The sequence below is a fragment of the Paenibacillus sp. FSL H7-0350 genome (assembly GCF_038593195.1).
Lineage (GTDB): Bacteria > Bacillota > Bacilli > Paenibacillales > Paenibacillaceae > Paenibacillus_AQ.
This window is the reverse complement of sequence record NZ_CP151972.1, coordinates 2,810,438-2,832,802: the sequence shown is the minus strand read 5'-3', so window position 1 is coordinate 2,832,802 and position 22,365 is coordinate 2,810,438. Positions and strand designations below refer to the sequence as shown.

General features: G+C 49.2%; 15 protein-coding genes. 13 read left to right on the top strand and 2 right to left on the bottom strand.

All coding sequences use genetic code 11. The annotated features are described in order from the left end of the window. Nucleotides 1-26: 26 nt before the first annotated feature. The 13 genes from rfbA to NYE24_RS12855 all read left to right on the top strand — a co-directional run bounded on the left by rfbA (nt 27) and on the right by NYE24_RS12855 (nt 18,118). Nucleotides 27-905, top strand: coding sequence for a glucose-1-phosphate thymidylyltransferase RfbA (gene rfbA / locus NYE24_RS12915; protein WP_342478822.1), 879 nt, complete (start codon nt 27-29; stop codon nt 903-905). A 20-nt stretch (nt 906-925) separates the two neighbouring features. Continuing rightward, a complete protein-coding gene (gene rfbC, locus NYE24_RS12910; RefSeq protein WP_342478821.1) occupies nt 926-1,486 on the top strand; it encodes a dTDP-4-dehydrorhamnose 3,5-epimerase in 561 nt (186 codons plus the stop codon). Between the two features lie 41 nt (nt 1,487-1,527). Further along, nucleotides 1,528-2,523, top strand: a complete 996-nt coding sequence (rfbB, locus tag NYE24_RS12905) for a dTDP-glucose 4,6-dehydratase (RefSeq protein WP_342479235.1) — start codon at nt 1,528-1,530, stop codon at nt 2,521-2,523. An 81-nt stretch (nt 2,524-2,604) separates the two neighbouring features. Beyond that, entirely contained in the window at nt 2,605-3,174 is a 570-nt protein-coding gene (locus NYE24_RS12900; RefSeq protein ID WP_342478820.1) for a YdcF family protein, read from the top strand. A gap of 911 nt (nt 3,175-4,085) precedes the next feature. Beyond that, complete coding sequence (locus NYE24_RS12895; protein ID WP_342478819.1) at nt 4,086-4,859, top strand: hypothetical protein; 774 nt, start codon at nt 4,086-4,088, stop codon at nt 4,857-4,859. Continuing rightward, a complete protein-coding gene (locus tag NYE24_RS12890) occupies nt 4,834-5,427 on the top strand; it encodes a hypothetical protein (RefSeq protein ID WP_342478818.1) in 594 nt (197 codons plus the stop codon). Before NYE24_RS12895 ends, NYE24_RS12890 begins: the two co-directional genes overlap by 26 nt. A gap of 251 nt (nt 5,428-5,678) precedes the next feature. Continuing rightward, on the top strand, nt 5,679-7,214 hold the full coding sequence (locus NYE24_RS12885; protein WP_342478817.1) for a helix-turn-helix transcriptional regulator: 1,536 nt from the start codon (nt 5,679-5,681) through the stop codon (nt 7,212-7,214). A 366-nt stretch (nt 7,215-7,580) separates the two neighbouring features. Then, a complete protein-coding gene (locus NYE24_RS12880; protein ID WP_342478816.1) occupies nt 7,581-8,942 on the top strand; it encodes a helix-turn-helix transcriptional regulator in 1,362 nt (453 codons plus the stop codon). Between the two features lie 121 nt (nt 8,943-9,063). Continuing rightward, nucleotides 9,064-9,216, top strand: a complete 153-nt coding sequence (locus NYE24_RS12875; RefSeq protein WP_156949675.1) for a hypothetical protein — start codon at nt 9,064-9,066, stop codon at nt 9,214-9,216. 99 nt (nt 9,217-9,315) lie between these two features. Then, complete coding sequence (locus NYE24_RS12870) at nt 9,316-11,100, top strand: aminopeptidase P family protein (RefSeq protein ID WP_342478815.1); 1,785 nt, start codon at nt 9,316-9,318, stop codon at nt 11,098-11,100. 262 nt (nt 11,101-11,362) lie between these two features. Further along, entirely contained in the window at nt 11,363-16,648 is a 5,286-nt protein-coding gene (locus NYE24_RS12865; RefSeq protein ID WP_342478814.1) for an S-layer homology domain-containing protein, read from the top strand. Nucleotides 16,649-16,691: 43 nt separating this feature from the next. Beyond that, nucleotides 16,692-17,216, top strand: coding sequence for an HTH domain-containing protein (locus NYE24_RS12860; RefSeq protein ID WP_342476360.1), 525 nt, complete (start codon nt 16,692-16,694; stop codon nt 17,214-17,216). Between the two features lie 20 nt (nt 17,217-17,236). Then, nucleotides 17,237-18,118 carry an IS3 family transposase gene (locus NYE24_RS12855; protein WP_327196403.1) on the top strand — a complete coding sequence of 294 codons (882 nt, stop codon included), beginning with the start codon at nt 17,237-17,239 and terminating at the stop codon, nt 18,116-18,118. Nucleotides 18,119-18,231: 113 nt separating this feature from the next. On the opposite strand, the gene NYE24_RS12850 is transcribed toward NYE24_RS12855, so the two are convergent. Together NYE24_RS12850 and NYE24_RS12845 are read right to left on the bottom strand one after the other, a co-directional pair. Then, on the bottom strand, nt 18,232-21,387 hold the full coding sequence (locus NYE24_RS12850; RefSeq protein ID WP_342478813.1) for an ATP-binding protein: 3,156 nt from the start codon (nt 21,385-21,387) through the stop codon (nt 18,232-18,234). A gap of 69 nt (nt 21,388-21,456) precedes the next feature. Next, complete coding sequence (locus NYE24_RS12845; protein WP_076162180.1) at nt 21,457-22,359, bottom strand: EamA family transporter; 903 nt, start codon at nt 22,357-22,359, stop codon at nt 21,457-21,459. Between the last annotated feature and the right edge of the window lie 6 nt (nt 22,360-22,365).

The following is a 22,365-nucleotide window of genomic DNA, read 5'->3' as shown; positions in this document are numbered from 1 at the left end:
TGTTTATTCAAAGGGGAGGTTAGAAGTTGAAAGGCATAATCCTAGCCGGAGGCTCCGGCACCCGGCTCTATCCGTTAACCATGGTAACTAGTAAGCAGTTACTGCCTGTTTACGACAAGCCAATGATATACTACCCGTTATCCACTCTAATGCTGGCCGGAATTAGAGATATCCTTATCATCTCCACACCTGAGGATACTCCGAGGTTTGAGAGTCTTTTGGGGGATGGTTCTCAGTTTGGGATTTCCCTTCAATACATAGTACAACCCAGTCCTGACGGTTTGGCTCAGGCTTTTATTTTGGGCGAATCGTTCATTGGGAATGATGCTGTGGCTATGATTCTTGGCGATAATATTTATTATGGGAATGGCATCCGTAAGATGCTTCATCGTGCTTCCGGGAAGGCGCAGGGGGCGACGGTGTTCGGGTATCATGTCCATGATCCGGAACGGTTCGGTGTGGTGGAGTTCAATGATGAAGGCAAGGTACTGAGTGTGGAAGAGAAGCCGGTACAGCCTAAGTCTAATTATGCGATTACGGGTCTCTACTTCTATGATAACCGTGTGGTGGAGATTGCCAAGAATGTGCAGCCTTCTTCCAGGGGGGAACTTGAGATTACTTCCATTAATGAAGCATATCTTAGAATGGGAGAGCTGGATGTGGAACTCCTGGGGCGCGGCTTCACTTGGCTGGATACGGGGACTCATCAGAGTCTGGTGGATGCCACCAATTTTGTAAGGACGATTGAGGATCATCAGGGGATCAAGATTGCCGCGCTCGAAGAGATTGCATATATTAACGGATGGATTACGAAGGAACACCTGCTCAGTTGCGGGCAGAAGCTAAGCAAGACTGGCTACGGCCAGTATCTGATCAAGGTGGCTACCGGAAAAATTCAATATTAAGCAGTAAAGGTGTGTAGGATATGAAGTTTACAGAAACGGCGCTTACAGGCGTGTATATAGTTGAACCTGCGGTATTCGGGGATCACCGGGGATGGTTCATGGAGACGTTCAGTGATGCGAAGTTCAGAGAGCAGGGCATTGATATTGCTTTTGTACAGGATAATCAGTCCTATTCTGCGGTTAAGGGCACCTTGCGAGGCCTGCATTATCAGCTGAATCCCAAAGCTCAGACCAAGCTGGTGCGTTGTACCCGTGGAGTTATCTTCGATGTAGCAGTGGATGTCAGAGCAGGCAGTCCCGCTTACGGCAAGTGGTTCGGTGTTGAACTAAGCGCGGAGAATAAGAAGCAGCTGCTGATTCCTAAGGGGTTCGCCCACGGGTTCATGACGCTGACCGAGGATGTTGAAGTTCAGTATAAGTGTGATGAGCTGTATGCTCCAGACTGTGATGGCGGCATTCTCTGGAATGATCCGGCTATCGGGATTGAGTGGCCCCTACACGTTACCCCCGTTCTCTCCGGCAAAGACGAGCAGGCTCCGCTGCTGCAAGATGCTGTTCTGAATTTTACCTATACTCCCTGAAGCAGGCCGAAATCCAATTGAATGATTCTGAGGTGTAATTGATGAATAGAAAAAAATTGCTGGTTACCGGAGGTGCCGGTTTCATTGGCGGGAACTTCGTGCAGTACATGATCGATAAGTACTCCGATTACGATGTCTATAACTTGGATCTGTTGACCTATGCCGGTGACCTTTCCAAGCACAAGGAGATTGAAGATCGGGATAACTACCACTTTGTTCAGGCGGATATTGCGGACCGTGAGGCTGTTCAGTCTCTTTTTGCAGAGAAGCGATTTGATTATGTGGTTCATTTCGCAGCCGAGAGTCATGTGGACCGCTCTATTACAGATCCGGCGGTATTCGTCCGTACGAATGTGATGGGAACCCAGGTGCTGCTGGATGCTTCCCGTGCGATTGGAGTGACCAAGTTCGTTCATGTGTCTACGGATGAGGTGTATGGCGAACTGGACTGGGACCCTGCTGTATTCTTCACGGAGGAGACTCCGTTACAGCCTAACAGCCCTTATAGTGCAAGCAAAGCGTCGTCCGATCTGTTAGTCCGTGCGTATCACGAGACCTTCGGCTTGCCGATGAACATTACCCGTTGCTCTAATAATTATGGCCCATACCACTTCCCAGAGAAGCTCATTCCCCTGACGATCTCCAAGGTCCTGAATGAACAGAAGATTCCTGTCTATGGAGATGGTGCGAATATCCGGGATTGGCTGCATGTGTGGGATCATTGTGCTGCGATTGACCTGGTGCTGCATGAGGGCGTAAGCGGTGAGGTGTACAACGTAGGCGGGCATAATGAACGTACCAATCTTGAGGTTGTGAAGACGATTATTCATACCTTGGGGAAATCTGAGGATTTGATTGAATTCGTTACTGACCGGCTGGGTCATGATAAACGTTATGCGATTGATCCAACGAAGCTGGAGCGGTTGGGCTGGAAGCCTACGTACACGTTCGAGACCGGGATCGCCCAGACCATCCAGTGGTATACGGAGAATGCACAGTGGTGGGAACAGATTCTTAGCGGCGAGTACCGGAAGTAGCTTATGAGCCGTAACCTAACTAGGACAAAGATGGGCAAGCGTAGAAAAAGAATTTTCTTTCTGTACTTGCCCCTTCTGTTAATGCTTTTGCTGTTCCTGTGCGCCGGGCGCTTCCTTCCCGTATCCGAGGCTCCGAAGCAAGCAGACGTCATCATCGTCCTCAGCGGCGGGGGAGGGCGGGTGGAGCAAGGGGTTCAGCTGTTTCAAAAAGGCTATGCGCCGCAGCTCCTGCTGTCGAACGCTAAGGAAGGGGCCGGCCCTGCCGGTGACATGCGCGAAACGGCTCTTTCCTTGGGCATCCCGGAGTCCGCTATTCTGACGGAGGATGCTGCCGAGAGTACCTACCAGAACGCCCAGCTCACACTCCCGATGATGCAGCAGAAGGGCTTCAAGTCGGCGATTGTGGTGTCGTCGGATTTTCATATGCGGCGGGTGAAGTTTATCTTCGATCATGTGTATAGGAAGTCGGGGATTGAGCTGACGTATATCGGGGCGGACTCGGGTTATAACGCCAAGGCGTGGTGGAGTGACCGGTATAGCCGGGAGACGACTTTTAATGAATATATTAAGATGATTGGCAATGCCTTCGGCTACAATGGCCCGGAAGCGAAAGGCTCGCTGGAGCAGATTAAGCGCTGGTTCCGCAAGTAACGGGAGGACCCTGACCAGCAGTAGGTGAATCGCGGGAAACAGCGGAGGCAGAGGCAGCGGCTTCGCCAATGTGATATCGAGACGACAGAGACCTTAGGAGATTACTAGGGTCTCTTTTTTTGCCATCATGGCAAACGGGTTGCCCGTAGTTCACGGATTAAACTAATCTGACGCTCAGCCAGATACTTAGTGGTCAGCAGCCCATTGAATCTGGTCTATGCCTCCGTGCTGTTCGAAGTGGAGAGGAGGAAGGAGGACGATGAAGAAGTGAAGCGGGCAGTGGCTCAGTTCCAGGAGTGGGGTACCGCAAACAGACTGCTTTATCGGGTGATGACAGGACAAATACGAGGCGCTCTCTGAATATGTTGAATATATCTCCTACCGGACAGATGAGATATTTACAGCGTTATACAATATTATCTTATCGGCTAACCGCTACGATTGGAATGTTGATTATATTCTGGAGCGTTTTGCTTCCTATATTCCTTACCGGACAAATCTTGCAGAGTATGGCATTCTTCATAACAAACAAGTCATAGCCAACCAATACACCCGATTTCTTTCTGAAATGGAAGCCTTATCAATATTGTAGTAATAATGAAGGTAGATTCGTCGGGATTCCGTTAGCGTATGGCCTCTATAGGGACAGTGTATGGTGCTACACGATGTCAAGACAGTGAATTCGAATTCTTTAATATGTAAAAAAATTACAAATATAGTGTGCCACCTTGGGGAACAGGCGGAGGGCAAAGCCCAAACGGACACAGAACCAACAACTAAATACTATCTTTTGGATTGATTTCTATGATATTACATGTATAATTAAGATCATTAGTGGAATATTTTGTTAAACCTAAAAATAGGTTTTTTCTAAACATTCCAACCTAAAATATAATATCAGGAGTGTATTTATGAACAAGAAAGCTTTGACTATACTAGCTACCTTTGGACTTTTGTGCTCGATTTACCCTGCCAGCATTAATGCTGAATCCAGTACAAATGTTGATAATTCAACCTCCTCACCAACAAATGTATTTACTTCTGTTCCTGATCAACAAGAGATTGAACGTCAGAAGCAATACGAACCTGCCCCCCCTACTGCTTGGGAAGTTGATCTGAATGGTAATAAAAAAACAGTACCGTACATTGTCCCTTCTGCATTAGGAAATGCAACCAAGGGTACTATTGGTACACAATCTTGGAGCGATAGCAACTATACTTACGCTTTTGACGGCTGGGCTTTAAGTTCTACACAACTAGATGACTATAGATTTTATGTTTCTAAAGTGTCTATTGATAACCATAGTTCTCAACCATTGCCACTAAAATACACTCAACAAAACTCAATTACAACACAATGGTCAGTTGGTGCAAATATTTCAGCCGAGGCTGAATTTGGACCGAGTTTCTTGTCTAGTTTAACGGTTTCATTAGGTGGAAATTGGAGTAAATCCAAAACATCATACGCTAGTACAACTATTGAAATGGGACCAGTAAATGTTCCTTCAGGATGGGCTGCATCCTTCACTAAATATCAAGGTGGCGGTTATGGTCAAGGACAAGCAAGATGGAAAAAGTATATCAAAGGCACTTCTTCTTTAGTTGGATTGTACTACACAGGTGAGTCTGGTTGGGCTGTTAATGATTCAGTTACAAAGTATGTCTATGCAGATCATAAAATTTAAGTTTTATAGAAGGACTCTACCTCTTCTTTTAGTTATACTAGTAGCCTTAACCGTTTCTTCCTGTGACGTTAAATCTCATGATGAAGTACTCAAGAACGATGAATCACCTATATCATATAATCAGTACAGGTCTTTATTTGATAATATGATAAAAGAACTTAAGATAGCAGATTCGGAAAAAACTGAAAAAACTGATAATGTTAACTTGGTCGCAATTGACAAAGAATCGTCATTTGGTACGAGATCTGTTTTAACATTGACAGGTGAACAAACCAATCAAGAAACACAAGAAAGAATCATTTATACGAATAAAAAGAATGAAAACTTAGCTCTAATTGATTTGATTTATTTACACTCTTCAGTAGGTAAAGATATGATTTTTTTGCCAGCATCTACAGAGACTTCTAGAGAAAATCCATTCTTTCAAAAGTTTAACGAATGTATACTATCTTATAATAATATATTGATTAAAATAACTATAATATCCAATGATAAACCCATTGAGTTTCAAGAACTGAATAGAGCTGTTAATTCTGTAACAACTTTTTTGGAACAATACAAATTTTAAAAAAGAATTAAGATGATTGGCAATGCCTTCGGCTACAATGGCCCGGAAGCGAAAGGCTCGCTGGAGCAGATTAAGCGCTGGTTCCGCCGATAAGGCACGACACCTTCGCGATGGATACCGTTAGGTTCTACCGGGATGTTGCGGATCGGCGTGGGTGAAGCTTGGGAAACAGCAGAGACAGCGGCTAAGCAAATATGATTTCGAAACGACAGAGACCTTATGAGACCCCTAGGGTCTCTTTTTTTGCCCTCATGGCAAACGGGTTGCCTGTAGTTCACGGATTATACTCATCTGCAGCATTCTACGTTATTGACCATTGGAATAATGTGACATATTATTACAACTATAAAAGAAATTATATTGGATTCCAGTTAGGTGGTGTTTGCGTGGTCCCTACTACTAGAACGATGATTCGCGATCTATTAGCGTTGCATTTGTCGCAGAAGAGAATGTCTATTCATCAATTTTCCATACAATCCGGAATTAATTCAGGAACGCTTAGCCGGATACTTAGTGGTCATCAGCCCATTGCTATGAACCATCTGGAGCGAATCACCCAGGCGATGGATCTGCCGGAGGATCATTTTTATAGCTTATACGTGGATGAATGTTTCTATTTCTCTTCACCCACTTGGCGGCGTCTGCGGCCTTTTCTTGTGCGGTCGGCTGAGCTGGGTCGTCTGGATTGTGTTGAACAGGTGGTTCAGAATCTGCTGGAGAATCTGGTCTATGCCCCCATGCTGTTCGAAGTGGCTGAAGGGTTATTTCAAGAGGGGCTGTGGCAAGCTGCTGAATTGCTATATAAGAATGTGAGTGTCAGTGAGAAGTATCAAAATTCCGAGCGACTCGTGCTATGCCAATACCGTCTGTTCCGTATCGCCATTGGTGATGACCAGGCGCGGAATTTACAGGCTGCACATCTCTTCGAATGTTACCTGGACCGCCTGGATGAAGCGGATCAATTGGATGGATTGAAGCATCTCGCTCATGTATATGTTTCATTGAACAAGTGGCATAAGGTGGGTGAGTTGATGCAGCAAATGCAGCAATTAGCGACTCTTCGTTATAATCTTCAGAGGCAGCCGAACCGTAGAGAGAGTAACGAGAAAAAAACCGAGAAACCTCTGTACTTCTATATCCTGTACGCACAGCTTATCCGTTCAGCTGTGTGTAAGGAATTGGGAGATTTCAATTCGGCATTAGATTGGGTGTCCCTCTATATGGATGGGAGCTGGATACAGGAGGATAATGAAGAGGTGAAGCGGACTATAGCTCAGTTCCAGGAGTGGGGTACCGCAAACAGACTGCTCTATCAGGTACTGGGAGGAAAGTCCGAAGTACTCTCAGCATATGTCGAATATATCTCTCACCGACCAGATGAGATATTCATAGGGATATACAATATTATCTTGTCGGCTAATCGTTATGACTGGAATGTTGATTCTATTTTGGATCGATTTGCTGCCTATATTCCTTACCGGACGTATTCTACAGAATTTGGCGATTATAACCGGCAGGTTATGTTGGACCAACACACTCAATTCCTTGCTGAAATGGCCGCCTATAATTTACATAATAAGCGTAAAGAAGGCATTGGATTCATCCTGCAAAGTTTGGAATCGTCTGCTAGAATTAATAATGAGAGCAATATCATCAAATGTGTTGATCTGTTCGAACAGCATCGTCATCTGGCAGATGAAGACGAGCAAGAGCAATACAAACTTCTAATTAGGGAGGTGCAGGATTCACATGAGAAGAAAATTGTTCAAGCTTCTAGTTTCCTGTAGTCTGGCTATTGCAATTATTATAATTGTTGGTACTGCTGAGCCTGTAGCAAACATCAGTACTCAAAGTCTTATTCAAATTATGAATCACGGTGTAGGTGGTGGTTGATGCTTACCGTGCAGCAATGATATGATTTCAAAGCTTGGGAAACAGTAGAGACAGCGGCTAAGCAAATATGATTTCGAAACGATAGAGACCCTATGAGACCAATAGGGTCTCTAATTTTTTACCATAATGCAAATGGGTTGCCTGTAGTTCACGGATTATACCAATCTGTAGTATTCTACGTTATTGACCATTGGAATAATGTGACATATTATTACAACTATAAAAGAAATTATATTGGATTCCAGTTAGGTGGTGTTTGCATGGTCCCTACTACTAGAACGATGATTCGCGATCTATTAGCGTTGCATTTGTCGCAGAAGGGAATGTCTATTCATCAGTTCTCCATACAATCCGGAATTAATTCAGGAACGCTCAGCCGGATACTTAGTGGTCATCAGCCCATTGCTATGAACCATCTGGAGCGAATCACCCAGGCGATGGATCTGCCGGAGGATCATTTCTATAGCTTATACGTGGATGAATGTTTCTATTTCTCATCACCTACCTGGCGGCGTCTAAGGCCTTTTCTTGTGCGCTCCGCTGAGCTGGGCCGTCTGGATTGCGTTGAACGGGTGGTTCAGAATCTGCTAGAGAATCTGGTCTATGCCCCCATGCTGTTCGAAGTAGCTGAAGGCCTGTTTCGAGAGGGGCTGTGGCAAGCCGCCGAATTGCTATATAAGAATGTGAGTGTCAGTGAGAAGTATCAGAATTCCGAGCGACTTGCGTTATGCCAATACCGTCTTTTCCTAATTGCCATAGGTGATGACCAGGCGCGGAATTTACAGGCTGCGCATCTCTTCGAAGGCTACCTGGACTGGCTGGATGAAGCGGATCAATTAGACGGGTTGAATCATTTGGGTCATGTCTACGGTTCAATGAACCGGTGGCATAAGGTGGATGAACTCGCTAACAAGATGCTGCAATTAGCAACTATACGTTATAATCTCCAGTGGCAGTCAAACCGCAGAGAGAGTAACGAGAAAAAAACTGAAAAACCCCTCTACTTCTATATCCTGTACGCACAGCTTATCCGTTCAACTGTGTGTGAGGAATTAGGGGACTTCAATTCGGCATTAGAGTGGGTATCTCTCTATATGGATGTGAGTTGGATACAGGAAGACGATGAAGAAGCGAAGCGGATTGTGGCCCAGTTCCAGGAATGGGGTACCGCGAACAGACTGCTCCATCGGGTGATGGGAGGACAATATGAGGCGCTCTCTGAATATGTTGAATATATCTCCCACCGGCCAGATGAGATATTTATAGCGTTATACAATATTATCCTATCGGCTAACCGCTATGATTGGAATGTTGATTATATTCTGGAGCGATTTGCTTCCTATATTCCTTACCGGACAAATCTTGCAGAGTATGGCATTCTTCATAACAAACAAGTCATAGCCAATCAATACTCCCGATTTCTTTCTGAATTGGCAACCTACTATTTACATGATAATCGCAAAGAAGGAATTAGATTCATCCTGCAAAGCTTGGAATCGTCCGCTAGAATCAATAACGAGAGCAATGTAATCAAATGTGTCGATCTGTTTGGGCAGCATCGGAATCAAGCAAATGAAGAACAGAACGAACAATACAAAGTTCAAATTGGAGCATACCTATAAAGTGTCTTTTTACAAAAAAAGTAATGCTATTCCCCATTGCCCTCCACAATGCGACAAACAAACCAGGTATCCCGGTCTATAATTAGGAGAAAATCTATTTATAGTCTGGGAGAAATGGACCATGCCTAATTATTATTTTAGGGAAGTGTGGACACCGCTGCGCTTGTTCGGGATCAGATTCTACCGGGATGACCAGGACCGGCTGTGGATCAAGAAGGGGAAGCAGCGGCGGCAGCTGGTACGGAAAGGCGATAGTGACACGATGGAGACCTGAGGGTCTTCATCTTTTTTTTTGCGGCGTCTTTCCTTTTTTTCCTTGAGATGCAGGTGTATGATAATTCAGTAGACTAGATAGAGAGAAGGAGATGCTGGTATGTTGCCGAAGGAGAAAGTACATAAGCTAAGAGAATGGATGACGGAGCGCGGGATAGCGGCCTGTGTGGTGTTGAGCGGGGATGCTCACTTAAGTGAATATGAGGGGGAGCACTGGAAAAGCCGCCGCTGGATTACCGGCTTCACCGGTTCTGCCGGAACGGCTGTGATCACGTTAGCGGATGCTGGCTTGTGGACGGATGGCAGGTACTACATTCAAGCAGAGCGGGAGCTGGAGGGCTCCGGTATCCGTATGTTCCGCATGGCTGAGCCTGGCGTTCCGCAATGGGATGAATGGCTGGCCGAGGAATTGCCGCAAGGCGCACGTATGGCGGTAGACGGCAGAACGTTGTCCGTAACCGCGATGAAGGGCTTGCAGGCCAAGTTCGCGGCGAAAGGGATTCAGACGATTACAGACCTCGACCCGGTAGGGGAGATCTGGACGGACAGACCGGCCATTCCGGCCGAGCCATTAATGCTGCATGACGAAGAGTATGCAGGCCTCAGCCGGGTGGACAAGCTGGAGCAGATCCGGCAGGGGATGAAGCGTAAGGGCGCTGATTATTATGTGCTGTCCGCGCTGGATGATCTGTGCTGGCTGTTCAACATCCGGGGACGGGATATTCCGTTCAATCCGTACGTGACGGCTTTTGCCATAGTAGGGGTACATCATGCAATCTTGTTCGCCGGAGGGCATAAGGCCACCCCGCAAGATAAGGAGACGCTGGCCCGGGATGGCGTGGAGATCAGGGAGTATGAGGACATCCTTCCGTTCCTGCAGACGCTACCGGAAGCAGCTTCCGTGCTGTATGATCCGAACAAAACCGGATATAGTCTGGCGGCGGCCATCCCGGAATCCGCTCATAGTATTGAAGTATCGGGTCTTGTAGTAGCCCTTAAGTCGATCAAGAACGAGGTGGAGATCCGTAATATCCGGGATGTCTATTTGAAGGATGCGGCCGCCCTGGTCGGACTGTTCAAATGGCTGCAGGAGACGGTTCCGCTCCGTCCGGTGACCGAGCTTGAAGCCGATGAGAAGGGGCTGGAGCTGCGGCGGCAGCAGCCTTTATTCGCTGAGCTAAGCTTCTCCAGTATCTCTGCCTACGGCGCGAATGCTGCGATGATGCACTATTCGCCGTCTGCCGACCATCCGGTAGAGCTGGAAGCCAGAGGCCTGTATCTGCTGGATTCGGGCTCGCACTTCCAGAACGGGACAACGGATATCACCCGCACGCTGGCGCTTGGCCCGTTGACGGATGAGGAGAAGAGAGATTTTACGCTGGTGCTGAAGTCTGTGATTGCGCTGTCTACGGCCAAGTTCCTCTATGGCTCCACCGGATCTACCCTCGACATTCTCGCCCGCAAGCCGATGTGGGATAACGGCCTCGATTACAAGTGCGGAACCGGGCATGGTGTAGGCTATTACTCCAATGTGCATGAGGAGCCGCAGCGGTTCAGCTTCAAGCCGAATCCTGTTGTCCTGGAGCCTGGGATGATTATCACGGTAGAGCCGGGAGTCTACAAGGAAGGCCGTCATGGTATCCGTACGGAGAACACGCTGCTGATTACGGAGGATGTGACTACGGAGTTCGGTAGATTCCTGAAGTTTGAAGACCTCTGTTATTTGCCGATAGATACCCGGGCGATTGAGACGTCTATGCTAAGCGGGGAGGAACTGGCTTGGGTGAACCATTATCATGCTGCGGTGTACGATAAGCTGGCTCCGCTGCTGGATGAGGAGCACCGGGCGTGGCTGAAGCGGGAGACGGCGGCTTTGGTGTTGTAAGGAATAGAAGAACAAGAACGACGGGGACCTTAGGGGCTTCGTCTTTTTTTGTATGTTTTTTGGAATTATATTAGACAAATTGTGACAAAACACTGGGGGAAGCTAACTTTCTGGGCCCCTGGTAAGGAAGTAATAGACATTTTCGCGAAATAAATGTAACATCCTTGTTGTGAGCCTTCTGAATAGGATTAACTGGGGAGGGAGTAATAATCTAACTATAAGTTAAAATGTGTTGATTGAACTGGGGAGAAGGAGATGGAATATGTATTCGAAGAAATTAAGAACGGCGGTTTCCATGGTTCTGGTCTTATTATTATCGTTATTAAGTGTGCTTGAGGTATCTGCCGCCTCGTTCAGAGCAGGGGTAGTCTCGAATGACCGGCTCCCGGATGGCACACAAAAGATCATGGTCAATAGTGTAGTAGATGTGACTTATAGCGATCTTAAGGTTCTGAATGAGGTTAAGTTCGTACTTATGAAAGAAGATGTGGAGATAGCCAGTAAGGTGAAGGCGAGAAGTGAAGCCAAGCTGACTGTGCTGGATGCAGTGTATACTTCTATGGAGTACAATTATCTTTCTTTTGAAGGGCTGGCTGCCGGTGAAGAATATTCTCTTCATGCCGAATATACGGGCGGGCAGGGGCTGGTGATGACACCTCCGCAGAGCATCCGTGTGCCTTCAACTACGGGCATTGATATCTCTGTAGAACGGATGACTAAGGATTCCAATACATATGAAAGTGCTACACAATCGGAGGTCCGCAGCGATGATAAGAATGTAAGGCTTACCATCCTGAATAATGGTGTTCCGCTTGTGAAGGGATCCGTGGCGATCTGGGCGAATTATCAGTCCTATTCCTATACCACGGATGAGAACGGGCAGATTCAGCTTAGGGATAATCATCAATTATACTTGAATACTCCGGTGATGTTCGTATTGCTTAAGCAGGGGAGCGAGCAGTATGAAGCTAAGCCAATCTATGTAACTGACCGGGAGCAAGCGGGTACATATATGGTGGCTGTCCGTTATCTGAATGCCAAGGGGAAGCTGTTCACCGATCAGTTCCTGACCAACTCCGGACTTAGGGGATTGGCGAATCAGTTTGCTGTGCCGGGATATACGGTGCTGGTATTCAGAACAGGAGAGGTGCCTGGGGACTATAAAGCTTATATAGCCACTGATAACCGTGAAGCTTATATGTTCCAGATTCCTGCCTCTTCATTGTACGCGGCGGAAGACGGGACACACAAAGAAATCATCAAGGATGCCAGTGACTACAGCCGGATTAGCTTCCGTGCTTCCTTGGATGGTGAGCCTGTATATGTAGAGAACTATTCTCTCATTGATAATACCAGGTACAAACAGATAGACAATGCGAGAGGTTCTCAGCTCTTTTTCGGGCAAAGTATCTATCTGGAGAAGAATAAGGAATATGAATTCACGTCGCTTGCAAGAAATCGTGATACCGGCGTCAATATCTTATTCCGTAATAAAATCACGCCAACCGAAGCAAAACATGAAATATTCTATGATGGACATTCCCAGGATTTCAGCAAGCTGCAACTTCAGATACCGGCTATGGGGATGGGGCGTGGTAAAATAAACATCTCTTATCTGAACGAAAGATATAACTATAACCAGATCAGTATGAATCTTGCTGTAGGCGATCATCTGTATGTACCTAAGGGTGAACAAATTCACCGCTTGACGGCAAACACTACTTTTGGCGGTGCAGATTCTAACAGCAACCCGAATGAGCTTCTATTGAGTTCATACTTCACTCCGTCAGATGATGAGTATAACATCCGTGGCGGGAGTACATTTAAGGCCGGGATCAGTCTCCAGGTGCAAGCCTCCAGTTACTATGACCAGGCTGAATTCCGCAATCAGGTTGTTCTGGGCGAGAGTGTGAATGTTCTTGTGAAAGTGACAGATGAGTATGAGAATCGTCTTGATCTCAGCAGTAATTATAAGCTGATCATCACAGATGAGAGCGGCGCTGTGATCTCGGATGACTCTCTGTATTGGTCCACTGAGCAAAAGGAAGGGAAGCTGCAGCGGATCAATCAGCGGGATTGGAAGCCTGCCAAATCAGGGACATATAAGGTTCAATTATTCCCAAGCACCTGGATAAATAGTGGTTATGTTCTGGGAGAATTGCTGAGTGAGGCTGAGCTGACGGTTCTGCCGAAGAACGAATTGGATATTGAGATCAGAGACAATGATGGCAAGCTGGTGGACCTGGTAGACAAGCCATACCTGACTGTTGACCAGGCACAGAAGGTAACGGTTACTGTACGCCAGCATGATACGGGTGCCCAGGGGCAACCGGTGGCTGGAGTGCAGATCAGCGGTTATGGGGAGGCGCTTGGCACCACCGATGAGCAGGGAACATTCACCATACCGGCAGACAAAGCTTTTTATGCAGGTGAGTTGTATTTTAAGAAGACTGATTATTTATCTAAAAGTGTGCACCTAGCGATCATTAATCCGCAATCGCAGGCTGTCATCCGTGTGCGGGGCCTTGATAAGGCTGAAGGCGGGAACTATGCGGGCGGGGTTCCGCTGGACGATGCGAATATCCAGGCTAAAGTCACAAGAAGTGACGGTTCTTCTTCTATCGTCTCTTCTTATGTTCGCAGTCCTGAATCCCAGGGGTTCCTGGTGGTAGATTCTCCTTCAACTGTAGACGTTGACTTCATGCGCTACAACAGAAGCCATAACGGAGTGCAAGCCAAATATGGTTACTACATGTATGGCTCCATTAATACAGAACCCGGCAAGGATTACTCGCTGGTGCTGGACGCAAGACAAGAGCTTCAGGAAGTCAGCAAGGTTATATTAGACCAGCCGGCTGACGAGCTGTATGTGGTGCGGCGGGATTTGGCAGAGACGGATTACATTCCTTATGTGATCGACAGTAATCCTGCAGGTGAGAATTATTTCTACGCCACTCAAGGAACCTACAGTATGCTGGCACATACCCGGTTAGACACTTTTGTATACCGTGATCAGGTTGTAATCGGTGCAGGAGACAATAGCTTGTCGATGGATGATAGTGCGTCTGCGCTGGCTACGCTGGTGGCACCTGAATCAGGGACCATCTATGCGGTTAAATATACGACACCGGGCCAATCGACACTCCAAGGCTATGCGTTCAATGCCAATCAGGTGCAAATTACCCCTGGCGATGTAGTAGTATCTGTAGACCAAATCAAGGGTGCCATCGAATACCAGTACGATATTCATTTCGCACCTGGAACGCTGCAGGCAGGTACACTCACCCAGATTACGCCACTTGCCTTGAAAGGGCTGGATATTGTGGGGTTGCAGAATGGCAAATTAATCCGGCCCGCTGGTTCGACCTTGATTGAGATTGGACTGGTCGATACAGCAGGCAACTCCATCGGACAAATCAAGAAGCCGCAAATTCTGGTTGCCAATGGCGGAACAAGCAGTGGCAGCATGAGTCTGTACCCGGACAAGGCTACTTATGAGCTTCAGAACGAAGCGGGAAAGGTGCTAACCAAAGAGGCTTTTCTGGTATACCCGCTAAGAGCAATGACTTATGATAATACAGAAAACAAGATGTTGACTGACGGAACTTATGTGATCAAAGCTTCAATGACCATCGATGGACAGACCTATACCCTGGACAAAAAAGTAATCCTGGAGTCGTCGGGAGATACTGTGGTTAATCCAGGCCCTAATCTGCCAGGAAGCGATAATGGAGGTAACGGCGGCAATACCGGAACGAATCCTAATCCCGCACCGGCACCAGGGGGAAGCGGACCAGGAGGAAGCGGACCAGGAGCACCTGGACCAGCAGCAACACCGGCTGCTCCCGCTCCGGCTGCGGTAACAGGGACTGACGCGAATGTTCAGCAGCAGAATGATAAGCTGAAGGACTTGCTCAAGAATACTTCCGGCTCCGCAGCAGAGAAAGCCACGGCAGCACAGAATGCGCTGTCCAGCATGGCCGAGTCACTCAAATCGGCTAACACTCCTGCACAAGCTGAACAGAACAGCAAGAGCTTGTCTCAGGCCATGGATTCAGCAGCGCAGCTGCTGGGAACTATTCAGGATTCCGCAGAAAAACAGAAGATTGTGAGTTCTATTACGCAATTGGTGGATAGTGCGCCTTATTTACTGAACAAGCTGGATAGCTCCAGCAAGGCAGTAGAAATTGCCCAGGCCCTCATTAATAATGCGGCTGCGGTGCTGAATAACGCGCAGGGCATCAAGGCTGAAGAGGTTCAGAAGCTGAAGGATGCTGTTATACTTTCCAGCCAGGCCGCGCTGAACAAAGCTGGCGAAGCTACAATTACCAAAGACAATGTAACTGTAGAAGGAAACGCCGTCTCTTCGCAGCTGGATTCGGGATTCATCAGCGCACAGATTGAAACGGCCAAGCAGGCATTAGCATCCGTCGCTGGAGAGCTGACTAGCAAGCTTGGAGCTGGAACGGCTGCTGACCTGAAGCTGAGCCTGACGGTGAAAGTACCTCCAGTGGATAAAGGGATTCATAAGCTGAATACCACGCTCCCATCAGAGATTCTTACCTTGGTGCGGGAGAATGACATTGCCGGATTGAAGATTCAAATGGACCAGACGGCATTCACCATTGAGCCGGATACCTTCGGTAAGGTGGAGGCAGGCCAGAAGATTAATCTGGCAGCAGAAGTGGTAGAGAATGCTGTAATTAACAAACCCCGTCAGGCAGAACCGCTGGCCAATATTCCAGTGATGGAATTCAGTGCTTCTGTTGACGGCCAGCCGGTGAAGAGCTTCGCGAAGCCGATCGATGTGACCTTTGATGTGTCAGCCATTGATATTTCGAAATATTCAGAGGCGAATCTGGAGAATCTGACTGTGTACGTCCTGAATGAGAAGAGTCTTACCTGGGAAGCGGTTGGCGGTAAATATGATCCTGTTACTCAAACTGTAACGGCACCGAGAGGACACTTCAGCAAGTACACTGTGATGCTTGGAGCGGCTGCATTCACAGATGTGCCTGCCAGTCACTGGGCAGTTAAAGAGATCAATTACCTGTTGACTAAGGGAATCCTGGACGAAGGCGGAGCATTTGCTCCATCTGACAAGATTACCCGCGAACAGTTCGCGGCAATGATCGCCAGAGCTTACGGGTTGAACGGGGAAGGGCTGGCCTTGCCGTTCAAGGATATTAAGCCAACCAATCCTTACAGTGATGAGATTGCTGCGGCTTATGCAGCCGGAATCATTAACGGCAAATCGCCGGCTGCTTTTGACCCTGAGGCAACCATCACACGTGAAGAGATTGCAACAATGCTTGCACGTGCACTTACAGCGTATAACGGTAAATCAGCTGTTGCCCAGCCGGCAGCAGTGATTGCAGCCTTCACAGATGGAGCCAAAGTATCGAAATGGGCGGCATCCAGTGTGGCGTTGACCAAGAGTATGCATCTGTTCGAAGGCTTCGGGGATCAGAGCTTCCGCCCTGCCCAGACCGCCAGTAAAGCAGAGGCTGCAGCCTTGATCTACCGGTTATATCAGTTGAAATACTAAATTAGATCTAAACTCAAAAAAAGCAGCGGTTCTCGGTTGAACTGTGACCCACAAGAAAGACACTTTGAAAAAAGTGACCATCTTGTGGGTCTTTTGTGTTTTAATCAGAATATTGGAAAAGGAGCGGGATAAGGCTGTGGGAAACTTAAATCGAACCCTATTTACGGAAGATATCATCAGAAGATTAGAGAAGAATCCAAATGTTCAGCGAGTATCCGAGACGAATATTTCGTATACTGCTGAGTTTAAGTTGGCGGCAGTGAAGGCCTACAACGAGGGGACACCCCCGTCAGAAATATTTCTTAGGGCGGGCTTTGACCTGGATCTCATCGGTTCTAAAAAACCAAAGCATAGTTTGAAACGCTGGAGAGATAGCTTTGCTAAATATGGTGAACTGGGACTACTGGAAGAACGGCGTGGCAAAGGCAGCGCTGGGCGAAAGCCTGCAAGTCCCTTGTCTGCTGACGAAGAACTGAAGCGCGCAAAGGCGAAGATCAAATTACTAGAAGCTGAGGTCGACTTTCTAAAAAAGCTCGAAGCGCTCGAACGGAACAAAGGAAGACCTTAACACCTTCGGAGCGCTACGAGATCATTTATTACACCCTGAGAGCCCATGGACTCAGCCGCATGACGCGTTATTTCTGTGAAGTCGCCGCCGTGAGCACCAGTGGCTATTACAGATGGCTGGGCTCCGAGCAAAGACGCCAACTTCGTACAGCCGACGACGAACGTGACCTTGTTCTTATTAAGCAACACTTCGACGCATTACAAGGAAGAGCTGGCGCTTTGGTGATTAAGATGCGTTTGGAGCACCTCAGCGGGGTCACCATGAACCACAAGAAGATTCGCCGATTAATGCGTAAGTTTAACCTTGTCGCGGCCATACGGCAAGCTAACCCGTACCGTAAGATGGCAAAGGCTACGCAGGAGCATCAGACCTGTGCAAACTTACTGAAACGCCAATTTGACCAGAACGAGCCGGAGAAAGTCTTTCTAACCGATATCACGTATCTGCGGTACGGAAACGGACAGTGGGCTTATCTTTCGTGCATAAAAGATGGAGCAACGAGACAAATTCTTGCCGACTGTGTAGCAGGGACACTAGAGTTACCACTCGTTGAAAAGACGATTCGGCGCCTGCTGGAACGGCTGGATGGAAACCTTCATCCAGAAGCCATTTTCCACTCCGATCAGGGCATGCACTACACGCATCCTAAAACTCGTCTTCTCATTGAGCAGGCAGGTTTTCAACAGTCCATGTCCCGTAAAGGGAACTGTTGGGATAATGCATCGATGGAGTCATTCTTTGGGCATATGAAAGATGAAATGAGCGTTCGAGATTGTCAGAATCTTACGGAAGTCAGGGCTCGTGTTTCGGAATATATTGCCTACTATAACTCCGAGCGATACCAATGGACATTAAAAAAGATGACTCCTGACGAATTCAGGAGTCATCTCCTAGCGAGCTAGCTCTAGGGTGTTTCTTTTAAACCGTCCTCAAATCGGGTCACAGTTCACGGTATTGGAGAATCGCTGCTTTGCTTTATGTTGTGGTCAAAAGTCTGAGCTACACAGCTAAAGGATCAGCCCTGCCTCCGCTCAGGAATCACAAAGGATACCGTAGTGCCAGCCCCGGGCTGGCTGCGGATGACGAGGCCTTCGCCGTAGAGCTGGGTCAGGCGCCGGTTGGTGTTCAGCAGGCCGATGCCGCGGTGGGCCAGGAAGGTGTCATCGAGCAGACGGGCCACCTGTTCCTCGCTCATGCCCTTGCCGTTATCCTCCACTTCGAAGGAGGTGTAGCCCTTCTGGCGGTGAATGCGGATCGATAGCTTGCCTCCGGCTTTGCGGCTTAGCAGGCCGTGTCTGACGGCGTTCTCCACAAGCGGCTGAAGGGTGAGCGGAGGAAGCAGCAGCTCGATGCCGGGATCAACCTCCCATTCGATCTGCAGGCGTTCCTCGAAGCGCGCTTTCTCAATGAAGAGATAGGACTCTACCAGCTCCAGCTCATGGGATAATCCGACGAGTTGCTGCGAATTCATATAATCGAAGCTGATGCGCAGGTAGGAGGAGAAGGCCTCCCCGAGATCACGCATCTTCGGCAGGTCGAATTCACTCAGCGCCAGCAGCGCGTTCAGCGTGTTGAACAGGAAATGAGGCTGAATCTGTGCCTGGAGGTAAGCGGCCTCCAGCCGCAGGCCCTGGGTAATGGACTGCTTCAGTCCGGTCAGTGAGCGGACCCGGTATTTCAGCTCCAGCGCATCTACCGGCTTGGTGACATAGTCGTTGGCTCCGGCCATGAAGCCGGTATAGATGTCCGCAGGCTGGTTGCGGGCCGTGAGCAGCAGGATCGGCAGCTCCGAGATGGAGAAGCGCTGCCGGACGATCCGCGTCAATTCATAGCCGGACATGTACGGCATCATCACATCGGCGATCAGCAGATCCCACGGCTCGGTGCCAAGCAGCTCCAAGGCTTCCTCGGCGCTGGTGGCGGTGACCAGCTGATAATGCTCTGCCGAGAGCATGCTGGCGAGCACTTTGAGATTGACCGGATCATCATCGACGGCCAGGATCAGAGATTTGACCGCCCGGGAGGCATCCTGCATCTGCGGCGGATTCGTTAATTCCATAGGGACTATGAGATTGCGGATATCGGGCTGCTGTAGCAGCAGCCGGCCTTCCTCCAGCAGCATCTCCTGCAGTTCCGGGTTGTCCGGCTGCCCCTGCGAGGCTGGTTCCTGGTCCGCCATCTCCCGGGCCCCGGCAGAGGAGGCCAGCGGCAGGGTGAAGGTGAACACTGACCCTTTGCCCGGCTCTGAGTCAACAGTGAGATCTCCGCCATGCAGCTCGGTCAGCTGCTTGCTGATGCTTAAGCCGAGACCGATGCCGCCGCCGTCAATGATGCCTTTGCTGCCTTGCTCATACGGCGAGAAGATCCGCTCCTGCGTCTCCTTGTCGATTCCCGCTCCGGTGTCGGCTACGCTGATCCACGCAAGCTTGCCGTCGGCTGCAGCGGATACGGTGACCGTTCCGTCCTGCGTGTACTTGATGGCATTGTGCAGCAGGTTATAGAGGATCTGCACAATCCGCTTCTCATCCCCCCAGACCGGCGGCAATGAAGCGGGAAGCTCATTACGCAGCTGCAGCCTTTTGCCTTCGATCATGAATTCGAACATCCCCAGCACGCCCGAGACCAGTGAACCCATGGCCAGCGGCTCGCGCTGGAGGATAATCCGCTTCTCCTGCAGACGGGTCACATCGAGCAGATCGCCCAGCATCAGGGACATTCTGCGGCTGATCGTAATGAGCAGCTCCAGATCCTTAGAGCTCTGTTCGTCCAGCACCTTTTGTTCCTTGGAGGCTACAGTCTGGGCAATGCTGATAATACCGTGCAGCGGTGTCCGCAGCTCATGGGAGGTATTCGCCAGGAATTCGTCCTTCTTCCGGTCGCTCTCCTTCAGCTGCTGGTTGAGCAGCCGGTTCTCCTCCGCATTGCGGAAGTACCGCTTGAACCAGTAGGAGGAGAAGCCGATAATGGCTGCTATCATATCAACGGGATAATACTGGATACTTATCCGGCTGTTCGATTCCAGGGCGCCGCCAATGACACTGGAGCCGATGGCGGCAGCAGCGAACAGCAGGAAGAAGGAGTCCTGTTCCTTCCGCCAAACCATCCGGCCGATATGGTAGATAACTGCAGCTACAGGAAGCAGATAGAGCAGAGAGAAAAATATTTTTCCATACATCACCAACTGAACAGGTAGAACGAGTACATAGACGGTGTAGATAAGCAGTCCAGCCACATATCCCTTCAATAGACGGCCGGAGCGCCCATGAGTATAGAAGCTGCGCGTCAGCAGCAGCATGAACAGGGAGATCGCCGGATAGGACAGCAGCTTGATCTTCAGCGCCCAGGTATAGTTAATGGGGAACCAGATCAGCAGAATCGCATCGTTGTCGGCGATGATGGAGACCGCTACAGCGAGCAGCAGCAGGAAGAAGAGCACGAACACATGCTCCCGCCGGTTGAAAAAGTATAGAATGCTTGCATACAGCGCATGAAGCATCATGATCACAAAGCTGACCAGCTGGAAGCCGATCGAATACATCCGTTCAGTATCCACCGCTGCTTGGGAGCCGAAGCGAATCGACCTCACAATCCCGCCCTCCAGCGGATGGTCGTAGTTGGCTGCCCGGACGAGGAGAACAATCTCCTGCCTGCCCGGCTCATCGTAGGCTGCGGTGTAAGAGACCGCCTTGGGGATATAGTCTCCGCTATTCGCGGCCAGCTTCCCGAAGCTGGTCTCTCTCTGCTCGTTAATATCGATGCTGGAGGCGGCCTGAATCCGCTGAATCCAGAAGCCGTAAGACTCGGTCTGTGACGGATCTAAAAGTATACGCAGCTTGTATGTACCATAGCCGAGAGAGGATTGCTCCCCTTCCGGGAAGCTGCTGCTCCAGTCACCGGGAACCTGGACAACATGCGGTGTGGCCGCAGCCTGTGCGGCGGAATCCTCATAGCCGAGGAGCTGGCCGGGATAGAACTCCCATTCTCCATCCAGCTGGATGGATGGGGAATTCACGAAGTCCCAGCCCCGCATATCCAGCACACCTTGTTGTGCCTCGGGATGCTCAGACGCTGTATTGGCATTGAACCACAGATAGCGCAGACTGATCAGAATGGTTAAGTAGAAAAGCAGCAATATAGCCTGCTTGAGGTTGAATCTGGCTCGTGCCTTCATTAGGTGTGTACTCACAGAGGTTATCTTCATCATACGGTTTCAATTCGACATCTGTGATCCTTATCCTGCTTACCCCCAGATGCCAATTAGCAGAATTCCGCAAAAAATGACAACCGAGCATATCATCCGCCGCAGGCCCTGCCGCTCCTTCAAGAGCAACACACCAAGGAGCGTAGCGAATATGGTTCCGATCTCCCGCAGCGGGCTGATGTGGGCGAGCGGTGCCTGCTGAAGTGCGAACAGGAACAGCAGATAGGAGCCAGGATTCAGCACGCTGCCCAGCAGGATGGTGAATGTGTTGCGGCGCCACTCTTCAAGCAGCTTCCGCGATCTCAGGACCGCGGGGGTCAGTCCGGCAACGAAGCCTATATTGGTCACCTCAAGCAGGGCCAGCGGCGACATATGCTGAAGGTTCAGCTTATCGACGAACACGTAGCAGGTAGTGCATAATCCCACGCAGAGGGCCATGAGTACCGGTGTGTAGTAGCCTAAGGTGGTGCCGGGGCCGGATGCAGAAGGAGTGCCGGACACAGACCCGGATGAAGCCGGGTGGCTTCTTCGGGAGCCTATTCCGCTGAGGACAGCGAAGCCGCCGAGCATGCAGCAGATCCCGATCCAGCCATAGGCAGACAAGGATTCCTTCAGGAAAATAACGCCGATCAGCGGGATCAGCAGCGTGCTTGTCCCCCGCATCACCGGGTAGATCTGGGACAGGTCGCCCATCTCATAGGTTATGGATAAAAGCCAGGAATATAAGGCCTGCAGCGCTACAGACAGCAGCAGCAGGGCGTAAGCACCGGCGGCCAGCGGCTGTGTCCACAGCTCGATCAGCAGTACCGGCAGCAGCAGCACCGTGGAGACCATCATGATCGACCACAGGAAGATGCTTTTATTCAGGCTTCTTTTGGTGAACATGCTCCACACCGCGTGGCACATTCCGGAAGCCAGCACCAAAAGAATTGGCAGCAGCATTGATTG